The following is an 18,075-nucleotide window of genomic DNA, read 5'->3' as shown; positions in this document are numbered from 1 at the left end:
TGTTCAAAAGGAATTAGAAACTTATATAAGCTATGCCTTGGTGGCTCTGTTAAACGATGGGGCAGACCGACGCAGACTGCGTATTGACGCTAAACATTTCCATTCATAGCTTTCTCTCTGGTAAAATAGAGAAAATCATATTTTACTTAGGAGGCAGGCGGCAACGATGGAACAAGAACTAGGCGCACAGATATTGCAGTGGCACGAGGATGACGAACACCAGCAAATCGTAGACACTCTGATGAAGATTCCTCCAGCGGACAGAGATTACGATATGATCAGCAGCATAGGCCGGGCTTATAACAATCTGAGTTTGTATAAAAAAGCACTGGAACAGTTTGCTATCATTGCTGAGCAGGGAAAAAATGATCCGTTGTGGTATTTTCGCGTAGGCTATTCCTACTATTATATGAAGCGGTATGAGGAAGCAGTAGGTGTGCTAAGCACCGCGTTAGAGCTAGATCCTGACGATCGGCATTCAGCCAGATTTCTAGACTGGAGCCAAAGCAAATGGCAAAAACAACAAAAGGCTGAATCCCTGCGCACACTCAGCAAACAAAAGAAAGACCAGGGAGCAATCCCTTTTGAAGGTATGGATCTCGACAGCTTCTGGCAAGACAGTAACTATGCTAGAGAACAATATGTCTCTGATCCGCCTACAGATGAGCTGATTGCTTCTGTAGAAGAAGAACTCGGCTATAAGCTACCGGCAGCCTACATCGCTCTGATGAAGCATCAGAACGGTGGCATTCCCCATAATACATCCTTTCCGACAGATGAAGCTACCTCTTGGGCTGAGGATCATATTGCTATAACAGGAATTATGGGGATCGGACGCGACAAAAGCTACTCTATCTGCGGTGATCTCGGCAGTCCGTTCATGATTGAAGAATGGGGATATCCGGATATCGGCGTGGTAATTTGTGACTGCCCTTCGGCAGGGCACGATGTTGTGATGCTGGATTACCGTCGCTGTGGGAAGGACGGCGAACCTGAAGTCATTCATGTCGATCAGGAAGATGATTACGAAATAACATTCCTGGCACCGAACTTCGAGTCGTTCATCCGCGGTCTGGTGAATGATGAGGATTACGACACTACTGAAGAAGATAAAGAGAACGATCTGCGCAAAGTGGCTGAAGGAAAATTCTCTCCACTGCTCACAGAACTCTGCGGTCAGGCCTCTGAGGTTGAAGGACTGGAGTCCAAAATACGCAGTGTCTGTACCCGGATCGTACAGGAGAAGAACCATTTCTCATTTCATGCGGACGAGAGGTCTCATCTCATGTACGATGTGCAGTTCTGGCTATACACCAACGCTTACCCGACTACCAGCCGTCAGCAGTATCTGGATACCTATGAGCAAATGATCGCTTTCGGCGGTGAATTCGGCCAAGGCGGGTACGCTCCTGGCTTCATCAGCGATTGGCTGGATGGGCGGATCGGGGAAGGTCTTATCGTTGAGGAGAACAGGGTTCTCCGCTTCACGGACGAGGCACGCAGTGCGGTTATAGCAAAGCTTTCCGCGGAAGCAGAAGCTGCACAGTCATTGTCAACTGCAGGAGGCACGAAGGATGTGACCCCCTTTACCATCGTGAAACAAAATAATGGCGGCAAATCTGTCATTCTGACGGTCGGTAGCTATTTGGCCGAACTATTCGACACCCGGGCGGACGAGGGGTTCGAAGGCAACGGTTACGATTGGGCTTCACTGGCGGCGGTGTTCTTGAATGAGCGGATGCCGGAACTCGCGGAAACGATCCATTTTGACCCGGAAGCAGATATGTTCTGTGCCTACTCGAATAATGGACCCGCATTAGAACAGTTCGCATGGGCGTTCAAATTCGCCTGTGAGGATGAGGTGCTTATTTACGATCTATTCACTCGCGCAGAGTTGGACTGAGCTAATCATCCGAACTTAAACTGTAGACAACACGAATCATACGTCGTATGTATTTTTGTTCATAAAGCTCCATCAGATCTTCTAATAATAAAATATAATAATCCATAGCTACAGTTTCTTCTGTAAAAAAAAACAATATATTTTACTATACTGCCAGTTAGCTCAACGAGGCTGTCGTTCTATGCAGCAGCCTCGTCATGATGGTTATTGAGTTATAGTGTCCCGCTACTTCAACAATTCCTCGTTTGCTAGAAATTCCGAAACATCTTTCATTTAGCTATATAGATTTTAGCAATTAGCTGCAGTTACATTCTTCTTCGATTAACTTATAAATCATTATTTTTTCGTTATCAAAACCAATAAACTCTTTAGATTTATGATGATAGTTATATGGATTTATTTTCTCGTCTGCGAACAGTACAATTCCACTATTTATATCATATATTTTCATTCCTGTTTCCTTTAAACAAGAGAACAAATATGTATCCATAAAAATATTTCCTGACGATATAGGAAACTCCTTAACTACATTTCCTGTCTCCAGATTAATCGCTCTGAAAATCCACCCATGTGGCTCATCCTCATCAATGAAATCATAATTGTTTCTACCTACTAATCCAATCTCGTTATCGCTTACCCAACATAATGGATCGTTCCAATCCTCTTTTCCACTCCAGAGATTTTTTTTGCTCATTCCATCTTCCGATTCCCATCGATTTTCTATCCATTCAAGAATGCTCCAACCTGTCACACACCCTGCAGGGTGCCACACCCATCCATTATCAACAATCCATTTATTATCAGGTGAAACTACGAGTTGGCCATGAAAATAATCTAAATAATGTTCTGAATTAATTGATTTGCTTTCCGTTAGTTCAAATTCCGGATCATTTCTATCAGTTAGCACTAGATTATCGATTGGATTTGTAATATCCAGTCGATTCCACTTTGTACCATGAATTAATAAAAGTTGAGCATTATAATTGACAAATGCAACCGAAAAAATGGTTTGTTCATTATAATAATCATCACGATTAAATCGCATTATGGTCTTCGTCGAAGTAATATCTATTACAATTCCCTGTCTGCCAAAAGTATTATATACAGCAATTAACTCAGCTTTTGGCGAGACAAGTAGAGACACTTTCTCTTCAAATATGATTTCTTCATTATCAAAAATAAATAGCTCTTTAAACACATTCTCATTTGTATTCAATTCGATAATTTTTCTGGTTGTAGTAAGAATCAGAAATTTGTTACATTCATTATTTATTGGTTGTATGTCAATAATAAGTTCTTCATTTCCCTGTATTGTTTTTGTTTCAAATTGAAATGTTTTTGTCATTGGGTTCACCCTACTATAATTTTTTGAATTCAGCTAACGTCATATTTACGAACTTCGAGAACGTTCCATATATAACATATTCGAGAATTTCATTAAACTAACCTCCCTCTATGGAGAACCACTTTTCTCTTAAATACTCACGTTTTCTTAGAATATTGACCTAGTATGCTCATTGCAGATATCACTTTAGTGGAACGAAGTTGTAGAGAAAGAAATTTATGGGGCTTTTGAAGTGCAAAAAAAGTCTCCACCTAGACCACTCACATGTAAAAAATGGATACCTTAGTAAAGTGTGGTTGCACCTGTGGATCTCCACATGGGCTCATGGCGGTCAACCCTCCCACATCTCGCAGAGTCTACGCTCTAACATTCCTTCATTCAACCTGTCCATGAGGTGGAGGTCAGATATGCTGCCCGGCAGGATCTTCGTCCGTATGGATTGTGCCGTTCCGACTCATCCGTGCTTCTTGTTATCTAGCCTTTTACTTAAGTCATGTTCATTGGAAAACGTTCAGTTAAGCTGCTTGTGTTATTTCTGCACATCGAGGGATATCCTGCATCATCTTTTCTTCCCGGAACTCATGTCCCTTTTTCAATATGCCAAATAGGATGCGAATGAGTTTGTTACACAACGCGATGAGAGACTGCATCTTCTTCAACGGATTTATCGACCGTTTGGTATAGTACTCGTGCAACGCTCGGAAGGCTGCATTTTTAGCGACCAGCGGCATCATCACTCTAAAGAGTAAGGCACGAAGACGTTTCCGACCTCTCTTGGTTATCCTGGTCTGTCCTGTATGTGTGCCTGATGAATTTGTTTTCAAATTCAATCCAGCGAGCTTCGAGATCTGCTTGGGATGACGGTACTGGTTAATGTCACCTACCTCTGCAAGAAAACCTGCAATGGTGTCCCTGCCAATCCCTTTCATGGAAAGCACTTGCTGTGCATGTGGGATTTGCATGAGCAATTCATCTAGTTTTGTTTCCAGTTCTTCCAACTTGCTATGAAGCCATGCGTACTGGTTCAGCAGTAACTTTAGCTCCATTTTAGCCAAGTCGGAACCTGTCTGGATGCCGACAGAACGACTGGCTGCTGCCTTCAGATTCTTGATTCGGCCTAGACCAAGCCCACGCTTCGCAGCTTCTCTCAGATGCTGCAACAACGTCTCCTCTGGCACATAAACAAGCTCATGCGGCAGTAGATAAAGGCTTAGCATTTGGATGGCGGACTTGCATTCCCAATCCTTAAATACCGTTAAAAACTCCGGAAAATACCGATCCAGCCAGTTATGGACACGTGCTTGTACAACACAAAGGTCAGTTGTCAGGTGTTCGCGAATTTTCATCGCTTCCCTTAGTTCAGCATAAACGCCCTGAGGAAGGCTTGTTACGGCGTATCTCCCGTCTTTGACCAGCTGTGCAATGACTTTCGCGTCCTTGATGTCATTCTTCGTTGGAGAATTGTCATCGAGTTCTTTACTTTTCTTCACGTGCAGTGGATTTACAACACCATAGTTAACTTGCTTCTGTCTAAGATAATGAGCAAGGTTTAACCAGTAGTGACCGGTTGGCTCCATACCGACGATGACGTCCTGGAACCCTTGTTCTATCGAAATCTTCCGAAACCAACTAACGAATAATTCAAAACCTTCTCGATTGTTTTCAAACGTGATCGATTTACCGAGCTCGACTCCACGGTAGTCTTGTGCCCGGGCCACATGTTTGAATTTTGCGATGTCGACACCCACAATTAAAGTAGAAGAAGTGATTTGATTAATTCGTTCATTTTGAGTAAAATGCATCTTGTAGTCTCCTTGGTTTGTTTTTGGATCCGGTCGCTGGCCAGCTCTAGGACCCATTAACATCATACCAAGGAGTCTTTTTATTTCTCAAACCTCATATTTCTTCATAATAGGAATGCTGCCCGTTAGCTTAATAAAATGAGCAGGCCACCGCAGTGCCTGCTCATCTATTGGTTATTCAACTAATATTTCTTACCAATCAACATTTTAAAGTCCATAGTGACTTTTTTCAGATTCATCTGTAACACTTTTTCTATGCGTTCCTTGGAGGTCCCCCAGGATAATGGCGTCATACCGAGCAATGGTTCGATTAAAGATTCACTCAGATTTACTTGATATCGAATGCTTTTAACATCATATAACTTGAACTGTTCGTTGAAGTGGTTAATTGTAAGTCTATTTGAATAAACCCGTTTATCTGACCCCTCGTAAAAGATTTCTCTTAATTCTTTTAGATAATCCTGTTCAGGGACGATTTTAATCACCAAACCATTATCACCAATCAATCTCTGGAATTCTGAGTAATTTGCCGGTGAAAGTATGTTTAAAATAAATTTAAATTTCTGATTTGCAAACGGACAGTTTGCAATGTCCGCGACACACCAAATAACATTTGAATATTCTGCTGCAGCAAAACTAATTCCCTCTTTTGAAATATCAATTCCTACAGCCAAAAGAGGGTTGAGTTTTTTCTTATTTATTTCTATTTGTATGTTATTTAAGTGAGAACCTTCTCCACAACCTGCATCCAGAATGCTTAAAGGTTCATCGCTCGGGAGTTGACTCATTATAATCTCACTTACCGCTGCATGTAAGGGATTAAATAAACCACTTTTGCTTATTACCCTTCTATATTCGAAGATTTTTTTATCATACTTAGTATTACTGGTTCCAGACAATAGGTTTATATATCCTTGCTTGGCTATATCAAAACAGTGCTGATTGCAACAAACTAAACTTTGCAAATGGATCATTTGCATCTGTTTTTTACATAATGGGCATATAAATATCTCCTGAGAGCTTTCAATTTTCTCAGCGCTCATCAACTTTTTACTTTTTTCGAACACAAAAAAGCACCCTTCCATTCGTTTTAGGTGAATGAAAAAAGGTACAGTCAAATAAACCCTAGCCATTTTGTATAAAAAAGCCGGGTTATGTGAGCTGCACCTTTCACTATCTTAAACGAATGAACTTGATGATCATGGTTTGAATCTCCCACATTTTAATATTTTAAAACACTCTTATAGTAGCATAACTCGCTTGTATGAGAAACCATAGTACTAAACTGCCTGTTAACTTAGAAAAGGCAACCGATCGTTGTGATCAGCTGCCTCTTTGTCTTGATTAATCTATTGTTCACATAGAATTAAACGAACGAGCTACTCTAGAGTATCTTGTTCTTATTGGCTGTCCTGCTCAGCTTCCGACTCTACGTTCGTAAACCAGAACGTATTACTGGTTTCAGAATCGCATCCGGTTAGCTTGTAATGGGAGCCTAACTCCTTGTCCTCCTCGAGCTCAATGCCTCGGCACAAAGTGCTCGGACGACCTGCATCGCTGCCGAACCCGTCACGCGAGTTGTCGTACGTATACGTAATCACCTCAGCCCCGTCATAGACTAGCTCATAGAAGATCGGGTCACCTTCAATCGTATACTGCGTAATACGCACTTGATCCGGCACGCCAACATCTAGATTCGCAAGAAACAGCTTCCACTTGTCGAGATTGTACATTTTCCCGTGAACGTTCACGATATCGCCGTTCGCCGCTGCTTGGTCGGCATCATAAGGATTAGACACAGCGGGAAACGCTTCCGGCTTCGCTAACGGCGTAACCGTCTCCCCCGGTGCAGGAGCAGTAGTAGGATTAGTCATATTGTCACTAGGTCTGCCCGACTTCTCACTGCAGCCCGATAGCAGCACTAATGCTGCCGCTAATGTTAACACCCATTTGATCATGAATTATCACCTCACATTTAAGAACGTTATATCGAGTACGATTGTTTCAGTCGTACATACGCTTTTGTTTCTGCAGCTGCCGTCGTGTTTTATTGAGCTATCGCGTTCCTTTATCGTAATGATTATTGCCATCCGACGAAATACTCTCGCAAGTGTCCTCCTGAATCCGTTAACTCGAAATGCCTCTACTGACTGAGGATAGGTGAAAACGATCAATGCGTGAATATATATGAAATCCACTTTTACGTAGCTCTAACCGAATACCAATTCTTATTCAGTTTTTTCACTTCCATAAAGTCTCCGCCAAAAAGCATTTCATCAGGGGCGCTATCATTAGCGGTATAAATAAATCCAGCCATATTACCTAATATTCCACGATAGGCAAAAAAAAGAATTTGAGCACTCTGTCCGTATCCTTGAACCACGATCTCACCACCGCCTTTGGAAAGTTTCTTATATTCCTCTGGCAAACGAATCAATATTTCATTATCAGATACATTCGGTTTCAGTGTGCCATCCAATACCATTCGAACTACAGCTTCTCTTTCTTCCTTATTGATGCGATAATCTAAATCTAAAGCTATTGAGGTAAAAGGAACAATTAACACCAAAATAAAAAAAAATAGATTCAACAAAAAAGGTATTCCTCTTCTTGCCCTATTGAAGGATTTACTTACGACAAAATACACAAAAACAATCAGTGAACAAACCAAGAAAATAATATAACCCAGTATCTCAATAAACGGCGCAATAAAGGAAGTGAGGATATCAGCTAAAGTAAAGCGATAGATATTCAGAAACAATATTATCATTGATCCAATTATTGCAATCGAAAGCATGAAATAGAATATGATTTTCGATTGATTATTCTTAATTTGCTTTATTTCAGCCTCTATGAGAATTAATTCATCCTCCATGAGACACCTCCATAACAAAAGTTTTTAAGTGAATTTCCTATATCGTCTTATTTACGAACTTCACGAAATTACCATATTTATGGTATTCGTGACGCGAACTAAATAATCTTGTCCGTTCAATGAAACGCTAACACAAATGCTCGTTAGTTGATTAATGGTTCGGTTTCTATCCTAAACTGAATCCAATTGATACCTGCAACTTTTGTTTTAGTGGTTAGTCCACTAAATTCCCAAATTCCCGATTTCGAATTGGAAGGACCAGTAACTTGCCATTCATAAGCCAATTTGTGAGCACTTATTAAGGTTGAGAAAACGGCATGAGAAATATCGTCCTTATTTAAGGATGTGCTAAAACCAACATCATATAAAGACGAATCCTTCCAATAACGTCCACAGAATAAAAGGATAGCGCACGTCTCACAAACCTCTTCAAATCTTGAGAGTATTCTCCATGCCTTTTCCTCTGTATTCACTTTGAAAAACGCATGCCAATGAATGCTTTTATACATTTAAATACCCCAATCATTGAATAAGATGCGATGATGATTTAACCAATTATGCCTATTGTCATTGAACTATCGTTCCTCGTTAGTTGAATAATTAAGACTCTCGAGTTCTTCAAATACCATCTCTAGCTCTTTTAGTACTTCGTCAAGTAGTTCTCTTTGTGGTTCGAATTGAACATCGAACTTGTTGATACTGGAATGGACTGACCACCCCTCAAGACTATACGTAAACGAGTTGTAAATCGTATCTAAGCGATTAGAAAGCGTTACTAGCTGTTCTTTATCCATAAGAGACAATTTAGTTTTAAGACTTTTTACGATTCTTTTACATACTGAATCAAATTCGATAAGAAAATCTGAATAGGTTTTATACAATTCCAAATCTGCGTTCCTTATGTCATGAGTCACTTTTGGCATTACAAATATATAGGGTTGTTCAAGTATCCAATATAAATCAGATTGTTCTTCATTAAAGTAAGGGTAAACATCGCCATTGTCTGCTATTTCATCGATAAACGCTTTGAATACCCTCAATTCTTTCTCCCTATCAACAAAAGTTCTTTTTGCTTCAACTTCCCATTAAGAAATAAAAATCCATTTATTCTAAGCGAAAGGATAAGAAGAACGATTAACCCTGTTCGCATCCATTTCCCTCCCTCATAATTTACATATATCACATAAAATCTCTCTAATAAGTCGACGGATGGTAAATAGTTGAACTATCCTACCCGTTAGCTTTACAAAGAAATGAAGCATTTGCCCCAGCAAACTGCTCCTTGATTGTTCATCTATCGTTACCCGTTACTTTAGTAACAACTGCATCCCAGAATTAAATTCATAAAGTACCCTCACTACTCATAAAATTCTAGCTCATAATCTTGCTTGTGTAGAGCGTTAATGCCCACGTAAATCAAGATCACTTAATGGATAGTTACTACTACCCCAAGTATAAACAATATAATAGTTGTTTAGAGTTTCATCTGTATTCAATGCCTTAAAAGCCACGTTACCATGATCAATAAAATCAATATGATTACTCGCTTGCTTTTCAACTATGTAACTCCATTCATTCTCGCGATAATCTGAATAAAAAATATTTAATTCATCCAAATTCAGTTCCGATTTGATTAAAATTGCGCCAAAAAATTGCATTCCATTTCCATTTCCCACTAATTTTCTAGCCGATGATACAGCATCTACCATTTCAGTTTTGTCTGGCAAAGATAATCTAATTAAATCTTTTTTTATGGAATATGCAATATAATTATTTATAAATGGAATAGATACAACTGATAAAAAAAGCCCAACCACTGCAATTGTTAAAATAACTTTGAATGTTTTTTTCAAGTTATCACCCCTCACAAAATATAAAGAATCCCTACCGAACGAGACAGATTTAATACACTTAGAAACTTCCTTTATTTAGACACTTTGAAGACATGGACGTTATATTTATGAAAATGTTTCAAAAAACTGGAGTTTAATCCAATATAAATATTTCTATTGCTCAACTATACTGCCCGTTGGCTTAATAAAAAGAGCAGGATACCGTAGTACCTGCTCATCAATGTCTATTATTCAACTATCGTTTCCCGGTTTATTAACGCCAGGATTTGTAAGCCCTCTTCTCCCATTAACCTAATTGATTGTAACTTTCGCCTAGGTTTTTAGCAAAATTATGAAATGTAATACCGCCGATAATTGCCAAGAACACAAGAATACCAACAAGTAGTAAAATTCGTTTTTTCATTCTATTATTAGCTCACCTCGTTTATGAATCTGAATATGTAATAATTTAGACTCTATCTGCGATAAAAGGTTACGCTATCCTGCCCTTCAGCTTAACGAGAAAGGAGCAGTTGCCATCGACTAGCTGCTCTATGGTCCGTTCAACTATCGTGACCCGTTAGTTAAATAAATTTGTTGTCTGTTTTTATGAAGTGTCTTCCTCGCGTTTGTACTCCAAAATATCACCTGGCTGACAATCCAAAGTCTACATATCGCTTCTAATGTTGATAAACGAACCGCTTTTGCTTTCCCATTTTTCAGAATGAAAAGATTCGCCATCGTAATTCCAACCCTCTCCGAAAGCTCCGTTACACTCATTTTTCGTTTTGCTAACATCACATCAATATTAATAATAATTGCCATATGCTCCACCTCAGACCGTTAAATCATTTTCTGATTTTATATTAATAGCTTCTTGTAAAAGTCTTTGGAGAACAGCAGCAAAAACGGCGATCACTATAGAGGCGAAAATAATGACCAATCCCATTGGTATAAAACTTGGAGGGTCAACTCTCTTCCCCATGAGATAGTAGAGTGGCATACCTAGCAGGTACAAGGTACTGATTGTGATAGCACAGTATTTTATATTCTTTAAAGCTTTTACCGATAATTCCGAAAACGCTTGGTTCTTATCAATATAGCTTAAAAGTTTAAAAGCTTGATACAGAGCAAAGTAAAAAGGAATCGCTGCTGCGTACATATCGATTAAGACGAGTGATTTCATATAAGCCATTTCTGGATACAATTCTTCAGCAAAATTGCCAATCTTAGGCACTAAAAATATATACAAAGCAAGAATTGGGATTCCAATAAGAATAACAGCTATCTTCAAAAAGAGTGTTTTTCCTCGTTTCATAAACTGCACCTCACTTGTTTAATGTCAGTTTTTACTTTACCACAAATTATATCGTTTTACGATAAAATAATATCGTTTCTATAAAAATAAAAAGCATTTCTCATTACAAAGAAATGCTCTTACTTTAAAATGTTAAATTTGCAACTTGTTCAACAAAACTGCCCGTTAGCGTAAGACTTACATAGAGATTTTTTCTTCAATCGCGTTGTTCCACGTTTCAAAATACTCATCAATTGTTTGAAAGCGGTCGCCTTTTTCAATATTGACAGCTTTTAAAGCTATCGAATACAATTTTGCATTTGCTTGCCATTTATCGAAAGAATGTTCGATCCCACCACCAAACAACTGAAATGCTGTTGCCCCCATTTGAAAAACATTTGACCTTTCATCAACCTGGGCGCCCAGTTGAAATTCTTCTGGTGACATATACCTACTTGATCCCCACATGCGTCCCATAGTATTAATTACTGGTTTTTTACTGTAAAGTTCTACATCGCAAATCATGGTTTGTTGTGTAGTGAAATTATGCATGATACAACCATCATAGAAATCAATAGCTATATATCCACACTTGTTGGCATGTATATGAAATAACAGTAATTCATTATAAATATTAAGTTTTTTCTCTATTGGCAAAGTTATGAATTTATTAAAGGAATCATATTGTTTACCCATACAATCACCATCAAACCAGTCAAAAACAGTTAAATATCCCTCTTTGATCTCCTTGTGTTCTATTATTTCAATGAGAGTGGGATGACGTAAATCTTCGTAAATAGATACGGTTGATTGTAGTCTAGCGATTGCTTCCTCTATACCTGCATTACTTTCTATGGTCGCTGCTCCCGCCATCTTCAAAAACAGCTTTTTGTTTTTATTTTGAACGCCGAAACATAAATAGCCAGAATCTTGCTTGTCGAATACAGTAAAGACCTTTCCATATTCGGATAAATAACCAAAATCAAAATCTTCTTTCAGTTCAAATGAGACACCATCGATTATTTTTTTTATCATTTCTACCTCCGAAAGAGATAAATTCAATATCAAAATTCCAATTGAGCTCATTATACCGCTAGTTGTATTGTCTCGCCGTAGAAAAATCTTTTGCGTTATACTGCCCGTTAGCCTTAATCATTTAGTTGTGGGTACATGCAATGGATCAACTGTTGGATGTAATAGTTCTTTTCTCATCAGACGACTTCAAAGCCAAGGACCCTGATTCTTCTTTGACCTCACCACCGACGATTCTTTTGACACCCACTACTATAATTTTTCCGTCCGAATCGATTGTACCCGTGGTAATATTGGTGCTGGTCACAAGGCCACCCGTTCTGTAAAAGAAAAATTCCTTGATCTCTGGTTTGCTCCCTATTGCGTTTGTAACCTTGTTCTCCAAGAATAGCTCAACCGTGCCTTTTTGTCCGACAGGAATGTGCGCCTGCCAGGTGACCACGAAAAAGTCATCTTGCAATTCATAAAACGAAACGGTATCGTCTGATATCAAGAAAAAACGGTTGGATTCGCCGATTGGGAAAAGAAAAGTTGTTTCAAAGCCTTCTCGTTCATGCGTGTAAGCTATGGGCTTCTGCGCAAAATGGGCGGTTTTGGGACCATTGTCCATTACGATTCGCCGCGCTTGCGCCAAGTCTCCTTGATACAGGATATCTCGCTCGTTTTGGCTAAGCGGCGAGTTGACGAACACAGCATCCCCGCTTGTGGCTACTTGGCAACCGAAAAACTGTGAAAGAAAGCGAAGTGGAACATAAAGACGGTTGTTTACGATTTTTAAAGGTACATCAAAAGTCAGCTGATTTGATCGTCCTTCCTTTTCGTAATACGAGATGTTCTTGCCAGCAGTTAGCTTAACAGTTTCCGACCATTTGCGAATGGTAGCGGTTTTCGACGCTTGGTCCCATGAAACAGAAGCGCCGAGAGAATCAGTCATAGCTCGGATCGGAACCAATAGGCGTCCATTTTCGACTATGGGCGCTACATCAGATTGGATCTGCTTATCTTCAACAAAGATTTTGACAGGCACAGCGGCGTAGGATGTGGCGGAAACGGCCAGCAGACTAGCGGCAGCAACGGCAAGTACAAGCTTTTTCATTTGGGTTACGCAACTCCTTTAAAATTTAAGACAACGATGTCTCGAATTGTCTCGTGAACGAACTTGGTAAAACACCCCAATAAAAGCCGATGAAATAAACGTTCACACTTGCGTCTACCTATAAAAGACGCAGTTGGAGAAAATTTGTTGCGTTTAACTGCTCGTTAGTTCAACGAGGCTGCCGTTCTAAGCCAGCAGCCTCGTCCTCGTGATTGTTGAGCTATAGTCTCCCGTTAACGTAATGACAAATGATACGGTTCACCATTAATAATAATAATTAATTGATACTGTGAAGAGCGTGAAGTGCATCCTGTTTATTTTTTAAAAAAGGGGCTCTAGTAATCCAAACTTATAGCATAGGGGTTTTCTTTCTTAAAAAATCCCAAGTTACATCGATCGAAAAAAATAATATCGAGGAACCAATGGATATTAACGTGAAAGAAACACTAAAGACAATGAAAAACGAAGCTGACAAAACATGAAGCAATAGTGAAGCTAATATTGGATATTTAGTTTTCTTTCCTAGATTATCAGATACAATAGACGCTGGTATACCATACAGCAGGACACATGGTGCAATATACATAAACAACCATGGAATATTTGAAAGAATTAAGCTTTTTGGAGAAGAGGCTAGTATTGAAAATAAAGCTGTTATAACAAACGAAGATATTACTCCAACAAGTATTTTCTTTGTTATCATAGATGCCTCCTGATGAACCAGATAATATTCCTCATCGTTCCTTATTCTGTTTAAATAATAAACCTACAGAATACCCTTGGATAGTTCTAACATTCATGGAACCTATTTTGAACACGAGAAAACGGCAGCCTTCACCGACTGCCGTCTCTTCGTGTTCATAGAATATTCGCTTGCAAATCGATGGGCCCAGCTACATTGATGATCTAGAATTCTCTGGTCTTTCGATTTTCAGTTTAAGTCCTTCGGATATCACTACGCTATACTGCCCGTTAGCTTAATGAAGCGCTACCGCTTGGAAGCCCTTTGGATGTTCAACTATCGTGTCCCATTAGCTCAATGATCTGAAGAAGTTGATTTTACTCAAGCTATTCCTCAGAAATCTCTACGTACGATCTATACCAATTTAACGCCGAAATTGGGCATTCACCCTGCCTAGGGTGAATATCTTAATGGGGAAGTACATTTAAAAAATTGAGGTGATACACTTGGGATACTTCGTTACTGTAGAACCGGGCGTAAAAGTATTTATAGAGGACATCAATCCAACGGGAAATAAAACGATACTTTTTATTCATGGATGGCCGCTAAACCATAATCAGTTCGAATATCAGTTCAATTACCTTCCCAAGCTCGGATATCGTTATATCGGAATGGACTGGAGAGGATACGGCAACTCGGATAAACCATTCGACGGTTACGGTTTCGATAGATTAGCAGATGATCTTCGTATGGTCATCGAAGCGTTACAGTTAAAAAACATAATACTAGCAGGACACTCTACCGGAGGCGCAATCTCAATTCGTTATATGGCTCGTTACAAAGGGTACGGGGTATCTAAACTCGTCCTGATTGACGCTGCGTCTCCATCAAGCGTTCCCAAAGAATTTACGAATAAAATCATCGAAGAAACAAACAATGACCGTCCGAAAATGCTGCAAAACCAAACGGAGATTTTTTTCTTTCAGTACATTTCTGAACCAAAATCCGAATGGTTCTTTCTAATGGGTTTAAAAGCTGCGAATTGGTCGACTTCCGCTATTATGGTCACGCTAAGAGACGAGAATGTTTACAACGATCTTGGACAGATCGATGTGCCCACATTAATTATTCATGGAATTCATGATAAAGTCGTTCCGTTTACCCAAGCTCAGGAAACAAATAAGCTGATTAAAAATTCGCAATTAGTTTCATTTCAATACAGCGGTCATTGCCCTTTTTTGGAGGAGCGTGATAGATTCAACCAACTATTATCTTCTTTTGCATAACGGACATTCTATCTAGGCGTTCCATCGTTTCATTAGTCGAAAAGTCATCAAGTGCTTGATATGTTCGTTTTTCATCTATTAATTAAGTTCACTCCCCCTTTTATTACCAGTAGCTGTCTTCACTTGCTTAGTGACTAAAAAAACCTCCTTCTAACGAAAAGTATTATATAAAACCAGAATGGTAACAGAACGTTGCTAGGAGGGAAAAATTTATGACTATCCAACTCACTGAATGTATGAATCACGCAGCTCAAAATAATCCCAATATAACTTCTATTATGGCCGAAATGATCGCAACTATGGAGAATGACGCAAAACTAAAAAAAGAAATTCTTTTTAAAGTTGATGAAATCAATATGGAGATTTTCAGAAAAGATAAACTTTGTTATGACGTAGTGAATGCTACTCGTAATAACGGTGACTATTACAAAGCTAAAGTGCTATGGAAACAATTTAGAAATGAAGTAGAGCTTGCCTTAGGAGAATTGTATAAGCGAATTCAATGGACAAGGTACCCTGACGAGTGGAGTGAGACATATGAGCTCCTAAAGCGTCGAGCAGCTTTACATGATGATGAGGTGGAAAGATTAGAGTGGCAAGAGTTATTGAACGTCTAAACAGTTCTATAAATTGGATCAGTCATCTCTTATCACACTCATTCCGAGCTCGCCCCCGGGTAGTCTTGCGATCGGGTTACATGTTTGAATTTGGTGATGTCGACACCAACAATTAAAGTAGAAGAAGTGATTTGATTAATGCGTTCATTTATCTTGTAGTCTCCTTGGTTTGTTTGAATTCGACTGGCGAGCAGCTTGGACCCAATAACATCATACCAAGGAGCGTATTTCTTCATAATAGGAATGCTGCTCGTTAGCGTAATGACGAAGGGCTGCCACGCGGCAGCCCTTTAGTTTTCAACTATCGTTATCCGTTAGTAGAACATTTTGTACGGCAGAGCTATTTCTCCAACTCATAGCGGGCCGCGATAATGCCCGACTTGAGCGTTCGGCTGGACAGCAGCTTGAGCTTGATTTTCTCACCGTCGCCGTGGAATACCGATTTTCCGCTGCCCAAGATGACTGGACAAATCGTCAGCAGGAATTCGTCGATCAGGCCGAGTTCAAGCAACGTCTTCGCCGCCCCCGGACTGCCGAAGATAACGAGATTTTTACCCTGCTGCTCCTTGAGCGCCTTGATTTCATCTGCAATATTGTCCTTGATCAGTACCGTATTGTTCCATTCAACAATGTCCATCGAGTCGGAAATGACGATCTTCTTAACATCCTGCAGCCATTTGGCATGCTCCATATCGTGCCTCGACGCATCCGGATTGTCCAGCACCGAAGGCCAGTAGCTCTCCATCATTCGATACGTCGTTCGTCCGTATACCGGAGAGCCGACTTCGGCTACGACTTCCTCGGCGTATTTCTCTAATTCCTCGTTGTAAGGAATCCAATCTAGTCCTCCGTTTGAATCTGACGCATACCCGTCCAGTGATACATGCATGAACAATACGAGTTTTCTCATGTTTGCTTCTCCTCCGATTTCGAATATAGTTGTTTGATTTTTTGGCAGTAGGCTGTGTTTCATCCTTCTTTTACGTTCACTATAAATCATTACGTTACGTAAGGGTCAAGTGGAAATTTGAAGACAAAAATGTTACCTATCTGCCCTTTAGCTTAACGAGAAAGAAGCAGCTGCCATCCGGCTAACTGCTCTATGGTCCGTTGAACTATCCTTCACCTTTTTAGCTCAAAGAATTACGTTGCAAATCGTTAAAATTATCTATAAAATACCCTTCTGATTCCCAACCACTATTAGTTTTCTGTATTAATTCACCGATAGATAATTTAGCTTTACCGAATCTACTCATAAGCTTGGCTTTATAATAATCCATATTGCGACCTTCAAAAACATAATCTAATGCACAATAATTATCTCCCATATATATTGCAAAGTTATAACCGAAGTAGTCAGCAAATTCTTGGCATATTGCCCTTAGTTCAAGTTGCAACTCTTGATTTTCTATAAATTGATACCACCTAAAACAAGGACTGAACTCACAGATGTACTTATTAAATATAAATCTAAACCCACCAGGGCCTCCAAGCTCAACATATTCTTCATCCCCTATTAGCACGGGATCAAATGGCTCAAAGTTATGTGATTCACTAATACGATCACGATTTAATAACCATTGTCTGTCAAGATGCGGGTTATGAAAATTAACTTTTTTAATACACTTTACAACTTTAGGAAATCTTATCCCTTTAACAATCTCTTCTTTAAAAACTTCTATGGCTGTAACATCTAATGAGTGTTTAAAAACAGCTGAGAAATCTATCCCCATTTCCCACCACGAAATTCAAAATTATTCCATAGTATTATACCATTTTTATTCCATGAGAATTAAATTAAACTAACCGTTAGCAGAATCACTCGGAAGCTTGCCAACCTCGTCAGCCTTCGACTGTTGCTGACGGAACTTGACCAGTTGCTCGTACCGTGCGCGGATCTTCGGTATTGCCTCCTCGAGTAACTTTTCGTGCCTCTCAGCTGACAGACGATCGAGTTCCTCTTTCTGCTCCGGGCTGACCTTGTACACTTTCGCCGTTATGATCTCGCCTGTTTCATACACCGTTGTCACTTTCTCCATAGCCTTTTTCTCCTTGTCCATGTTCGACACGTTCTCCTACCTCCTTTTGTTTTGAGTAACTTCGTTTTCCTCTTTTCTATTATTACGTCTGTCTGTACTCCACGCAATTCAAGAACTATGTCAACGATCCCTACAGAACGGCTCCTAAGTTACAATAGCTTCCTGTTTTTCGTTAAACTGCCCGTTAGCTTAACAAGAAAATGGAGCAGCTGCCGCAGCAAACTGCTCCTTGTATGTTTAATTATCATTCTCCGATAGTTTAATCTATA

19 protein-coding genes and 1 pseudogene are annotated in these 18,075 nt (G+C 39.6%); 3 read left to right on the top strand and 17 right to left on the bottom strand.

Annotation, left to right across the window (positions count from 1 at the left end; translation table 11 throughout):
* Positions 1-166: 166 nt before the first annotated feature.
* Positions 167-1,903 carry an Imm51 family immunity protein gene (locus AC0VYE_RS12505; protein WP_475448311.1) on the top strand — a complete coding sequence of 579 codons (1,737 nt, stop codon included), beginning with the start codon at positions 167-169 and terminating at the stop codon, positions 1,901-1,903.
* A 295-nt stretch (positions 1,904-2,198) separates the two neighbouring features.
* Here the strand turns inward: AC0VYE_RS12505 and AC0VYE_RS12500 are convergent, their stop codons facing one another.
* The 13 genes and pseudogenes from AC0VYE_RS12500 to AC0VYE_RS12440 form a co-directional block, all read right to left on the bottom strand.
* A complete protein-coding gene (locus tag AC0VYE_RS12500; RefSeq protein ID WP_475448310.1) occupies positions 2,199-3,248 on the bottom strand; it encodes a hypothetical protein in 1,050 nt (349 codons plus the stop codon).
* A 515-nt stretch (positions 3,249-3,763) separates the two neighbouring features.
* Entirely contained in the window at positions 3,764-5,050 is a 1,287-nt protein-coding gene (locus AC0VYE_RS12495) for an IS110 family RNA-guided transposase (protein WP_475448308.1), read from the bottom strand.
* A gap of 182 nt (positions 5,051-5,232) precedes the next feature.
* Positions 5,233-6,117: a putative RNA methyltransferase gene (locus tag AC0VYE_RS12490; RefSeq protein ID WP_475448306.1), complete on the bottom strand. Its 885-nt coding sequence runs from the start codon at positions 6,115-6,117 to the stop codon at positions 5,233-5,235.
* A 333-nt stretch (positions 6,118-6,450) separates the two neighbouring features.
* Positions 6,451-7,008, bottom strand: a complete 558-nt coding sequence (locus tag AC0VYE_RS12485; RefSeq protein ID WP_475448305.1) for a DUF4362 domain-containing protein — start codon at positions 7,006-7,008, stop codon at positions 6,451-6,453.
* Between the two features lie 242 nt (positions 7,009-7,250).
* The gene (locus AC0VYE_RS12480) at positions 7,251-7,925 is read right to left on the bottom strand and encodes a hypothetical protein (protein ID WP_475448304.1); all 675 of its coding nucleotides are present in this window, start codon (positions 7,923-7,925) and stop codon (positions 7,251-7,253) included.
* Positions 7,926-8,068: 143 nt separating this feature from the next.
* Positions 8,069-8,434, bottom strand: coding sequence for a hypothetical protein (locus AC0VYE_RS12475; protein WP_475448302.1), 366 nt, complete (start codon positions 8,432-8,434; stop codon positions 8,069-8,071).
* A 66-nt stretch (positions 8,435-8,500) separates the two neighbouring features.
* Positions 8,501-8,965, bottom strand: coding sequence for a hypothetical protein (locus AC0VYE_RS12470; RefSeq protein ID WP_475448300.1), 465 nt, complete (start codon positions 8,963-8,965; stop codon positions 8,501-8,503).
* A 360-nt stretch (positions 8,966-9,325) separates the two neighbouring features.
* The gene (locus AC0VYE_RS12465; protein WP_475448298.1) at positions 9,326-9,778 is read right to left on the bottom strand and encodes a hypothetical protein; all 453 of its coding nucleotides are present in this window, start codon (positions 9,776-9,778) and stop codon (positions 9,326-9,328) included.
* 586 nt (positions 9,779-10,364) lie between these two features.
* Positions 10,365-10,582: pseudogene (locus AC0VYE_RS12460) on the bottom strand (helix-turn-helix domain-containing protein).
* A gap of 10 nt (positions 10,583-10,592) precedes the next feature.
* Complete coding sequence (locus AC0VYE_RS12455) at positions 10,593-11,075, bottom strand: DUF2975 domain-containing protein (RefSeq protein ID WP_076270649.1); 483 nt, start codon at positions 11,073-11,075, stop codon at positions 10,593-10,595.
* Positions 11,076-11,252: 177 nt separating this feature from the next.
* Positions 11,253-12,089 (bottom strand): protein kinase family protein, encoded by an 837-nt coding sequence (locus AC0VYE_RS12450; RefSeq protein ID WP_475448297.1) that lies wholly within the window; start codon positions 12,087-12,089, stop codon positions 11,253-11,255.
* Between the two features lie 145 nt (positions 12,090-12,234).
* Positions 12,235-13,182 (bottom strand): copper amine oxidase N-terminal domain-containing protein, encoded by a 948-nt coding sequence (locus AC0VYE_RS12445; RefSeq protein ID WP_475448295.1) that lies wholly within the window; start codon positions 13,180-13,182, stop codon positions 12,235-12,237.
* Between the two features lie 349 nt (positions 13,183-13,531).
* On the bottom strand, positions 13,532-13,885 hold the full coding sequence (locus AC0VYE_RS12440) for a hypothetical protein (RefSeq protein ID WP_475448294.1): 354 nt from the start codon (positions 13,883-13,885) through the stop codon (positions 13,532-13,534).
* A 485-nt stretch (positions 13,886-14,370) separates the two neighbouring features.
* On the opposite strand from AC0VYE_RS12440, the gene AC0VYE_RS12435 reads away from it, so the two are divergent.
* Complete coding sequence (locus AC0VYE_RS12435) at positions 14,371-15,150, top strand: alpha/beta fold hydrolase (RefSeq protein ID WP_475448292.1); 780 nt, start codon at positions 14,371-14,373, stop codon at positions 15,148-15,150.
* 212 nt (positions 15,151-15,362) lie between these two features.
* Positions 15,363-15,767, top strand: coding sequence for a hypothetical protein (locus AC0VYE_RS12430; RefSeq protein ID WP_076270651.1), 405 nt, complete (start codon positions 15,363-15,365; stop codon positions 15,765-15,767).
* Positions 15,768-15,805: 38 nt separating this feature from the next.
* Here AC0VYE_RS12430 and AC0VYE_RS12425 read toward each other — a convergent pair whose 3' ends face one another.
* The 4 genes from AC0VYE_RS12425 to AC0VYE_RS12410 all read right to left on the bottom strand — a co-directional run bounded on the left by AC0VYE_RS12425 (position 15,806) and on the right by AC0VYE_RS12410 (position 17,836).
* Positions 15,806-16,003, bottom strand: a complete 198-nt coding sequence (locus AC0VYE_RS12425) for a hypothetical protein (RefSeq protein ID WP_475449827.1) — start codon at positions 16,001-16,003, stop codon at positions 15,806-15,808.
* Between the two features lie 104 nt (positions 16,004-16,107).
* A complete protein-coding gene (locus AC0VYE_RS12420; RefSeq protein ID WP_076270653.1) occupies positions 16,108-16,677 on the bottom strand; it encodes a dihydrofolate reductase family protein in 570 nt (189 codons plus the stop codon).
* A gap of 220 nt (positions 16,678-16,897) precedes the next feature.
* Entirely contained in the window at positions 16,898-17,500 is a 603-nt protein-coding gene (locus AC0VYE_RS12415; RefSeq protein ID WP_475448290.1) for a hypothetical protein, read from the bottom strand.
* A 69-nt stretch (positions 17,501-17,569) separates the two neighbouring features.
* Positions 17,570-17,836 carry a hypothetical protein gene (locus AC0VYE_RS12410; protein WP_475448288.1) on the bottom strand — a complete coding sequence of 89 codons (267 nt, stop codon included), beginning with the start codon at positions 17,834-17,836 and terminating at the stop codon, positions 17,570-17,572.
* Positions 17,837-18,075 lie beyond the last annotated feature (239 nt).

The sequence above is a fragment of the Pristimantibacillus sp. Z349TD_6 genome, assembly GCF_056173205.1.
Note: the sequence above shows the minus strand (reverse complement) of the source record. Positions and strands in the feature narration are given on the sequence as shown.

Bases quoted from the DNA above. Each gene is read 5' to 3' on its own strand.
- AC0VYE_RS12505 (WP_475448311.1), top strand. From the start codon at position 167: ATGGAACAAGAACTAGGCGCACAGATATTGCAGTGGCACGAGGATGAC.
- AC0VYE_RS12500 (WP_475448310.1), bottom strand. From the start codon at position 3,248: ATGACAAAAACATTTCAATTTGAAACAAAAACAATACAGGGAAATGAA.
- AC0VYE_RS12495 (WP_475448308.1), bottom strand. From the start codon at position 5,050: ATGCATTTTACTCAAAATGAACGAATTAATCAAATCACTTCTTCTACT.
- AC0VYE_RS12485 (WP_475448305.1), bottom strand. From the start codon at position 7,008: ATGATCAAATGGGTGTTAACATTAGCGGCAGCATTAGTGCTGCTATCG.
- AC0VYE_RS12480 (WP_475448304.1), bottom strand. From the start codon at position 7,925: ATGGAGGATGAATTAATTCTCATAGAGGCTGAAATAAAGCAAATTAAG.
- AC0VYE_RS12475 (WP_475448302.1), bottom strand. From the start codon at position 8,434: ATGTATAAAAGCATTCATTGGCATGCGTTTTTCAAAGTGAATACAGAG.
- AC0VYE_RS12455 (WP_076270649.1), bottom strand. From the start codon at position 11,075: ATGAAACGAGGAAAAACACTCTTTTTGAAGATAGCTGTTATTCTTATT.
- AC0VYE_RS12450 (WP_475448297.1), bottom strand. From the start codon at position 12,089: ATGATAAAAAAAATAATCGATGGTGTCTCATTTGAACTGAAAGAAGAT.
- AC0VYE_RS12445 (WP_475448295.1), bottom strand. From the start codon at position 13,182: ATGAAAAAGCTTGTACTTGCCGTTGCTGCCGCTAGTCTGCTGGCCGTT.
- AC0VYE_RS12440 (WP_475448294.1), bottom strand. From the start codon at position 13,885: ATGATAACAAAGAAAATACTTGTTGGAGTAATATCTTCGTTTGTTATA.
- AC0VYE_RS12430 (WP_076270651.1), top strand. From the start codon at position 15,363: ATGACTATCCAACTCACTGAATGTATGAATCACGCAGCTCAAAATAAT.
- AC0VYE_RS12425 (WP_475449827.1), bottom strand. From the start codon at position 16,003: ATGAAGAAATACGCTCCTTGGTATGATGTTATTGGGTCCAAGCTGCTC.
- AC0VYE_RS12420 (WP_076270653.1), bottom strand. From the start codon at position 16,677: ATGAGAAAACTCGTATTGTTCATGCATGTATCACTGGACGGGTATGCG.
- AC0VYE_RS12415 (WP_475448290.1), bottom strand. From the start codon at position 17,500: ATGGGGATAGATTTCTCAGCTGTTTTTAAACACTCATTAGATGTTACA.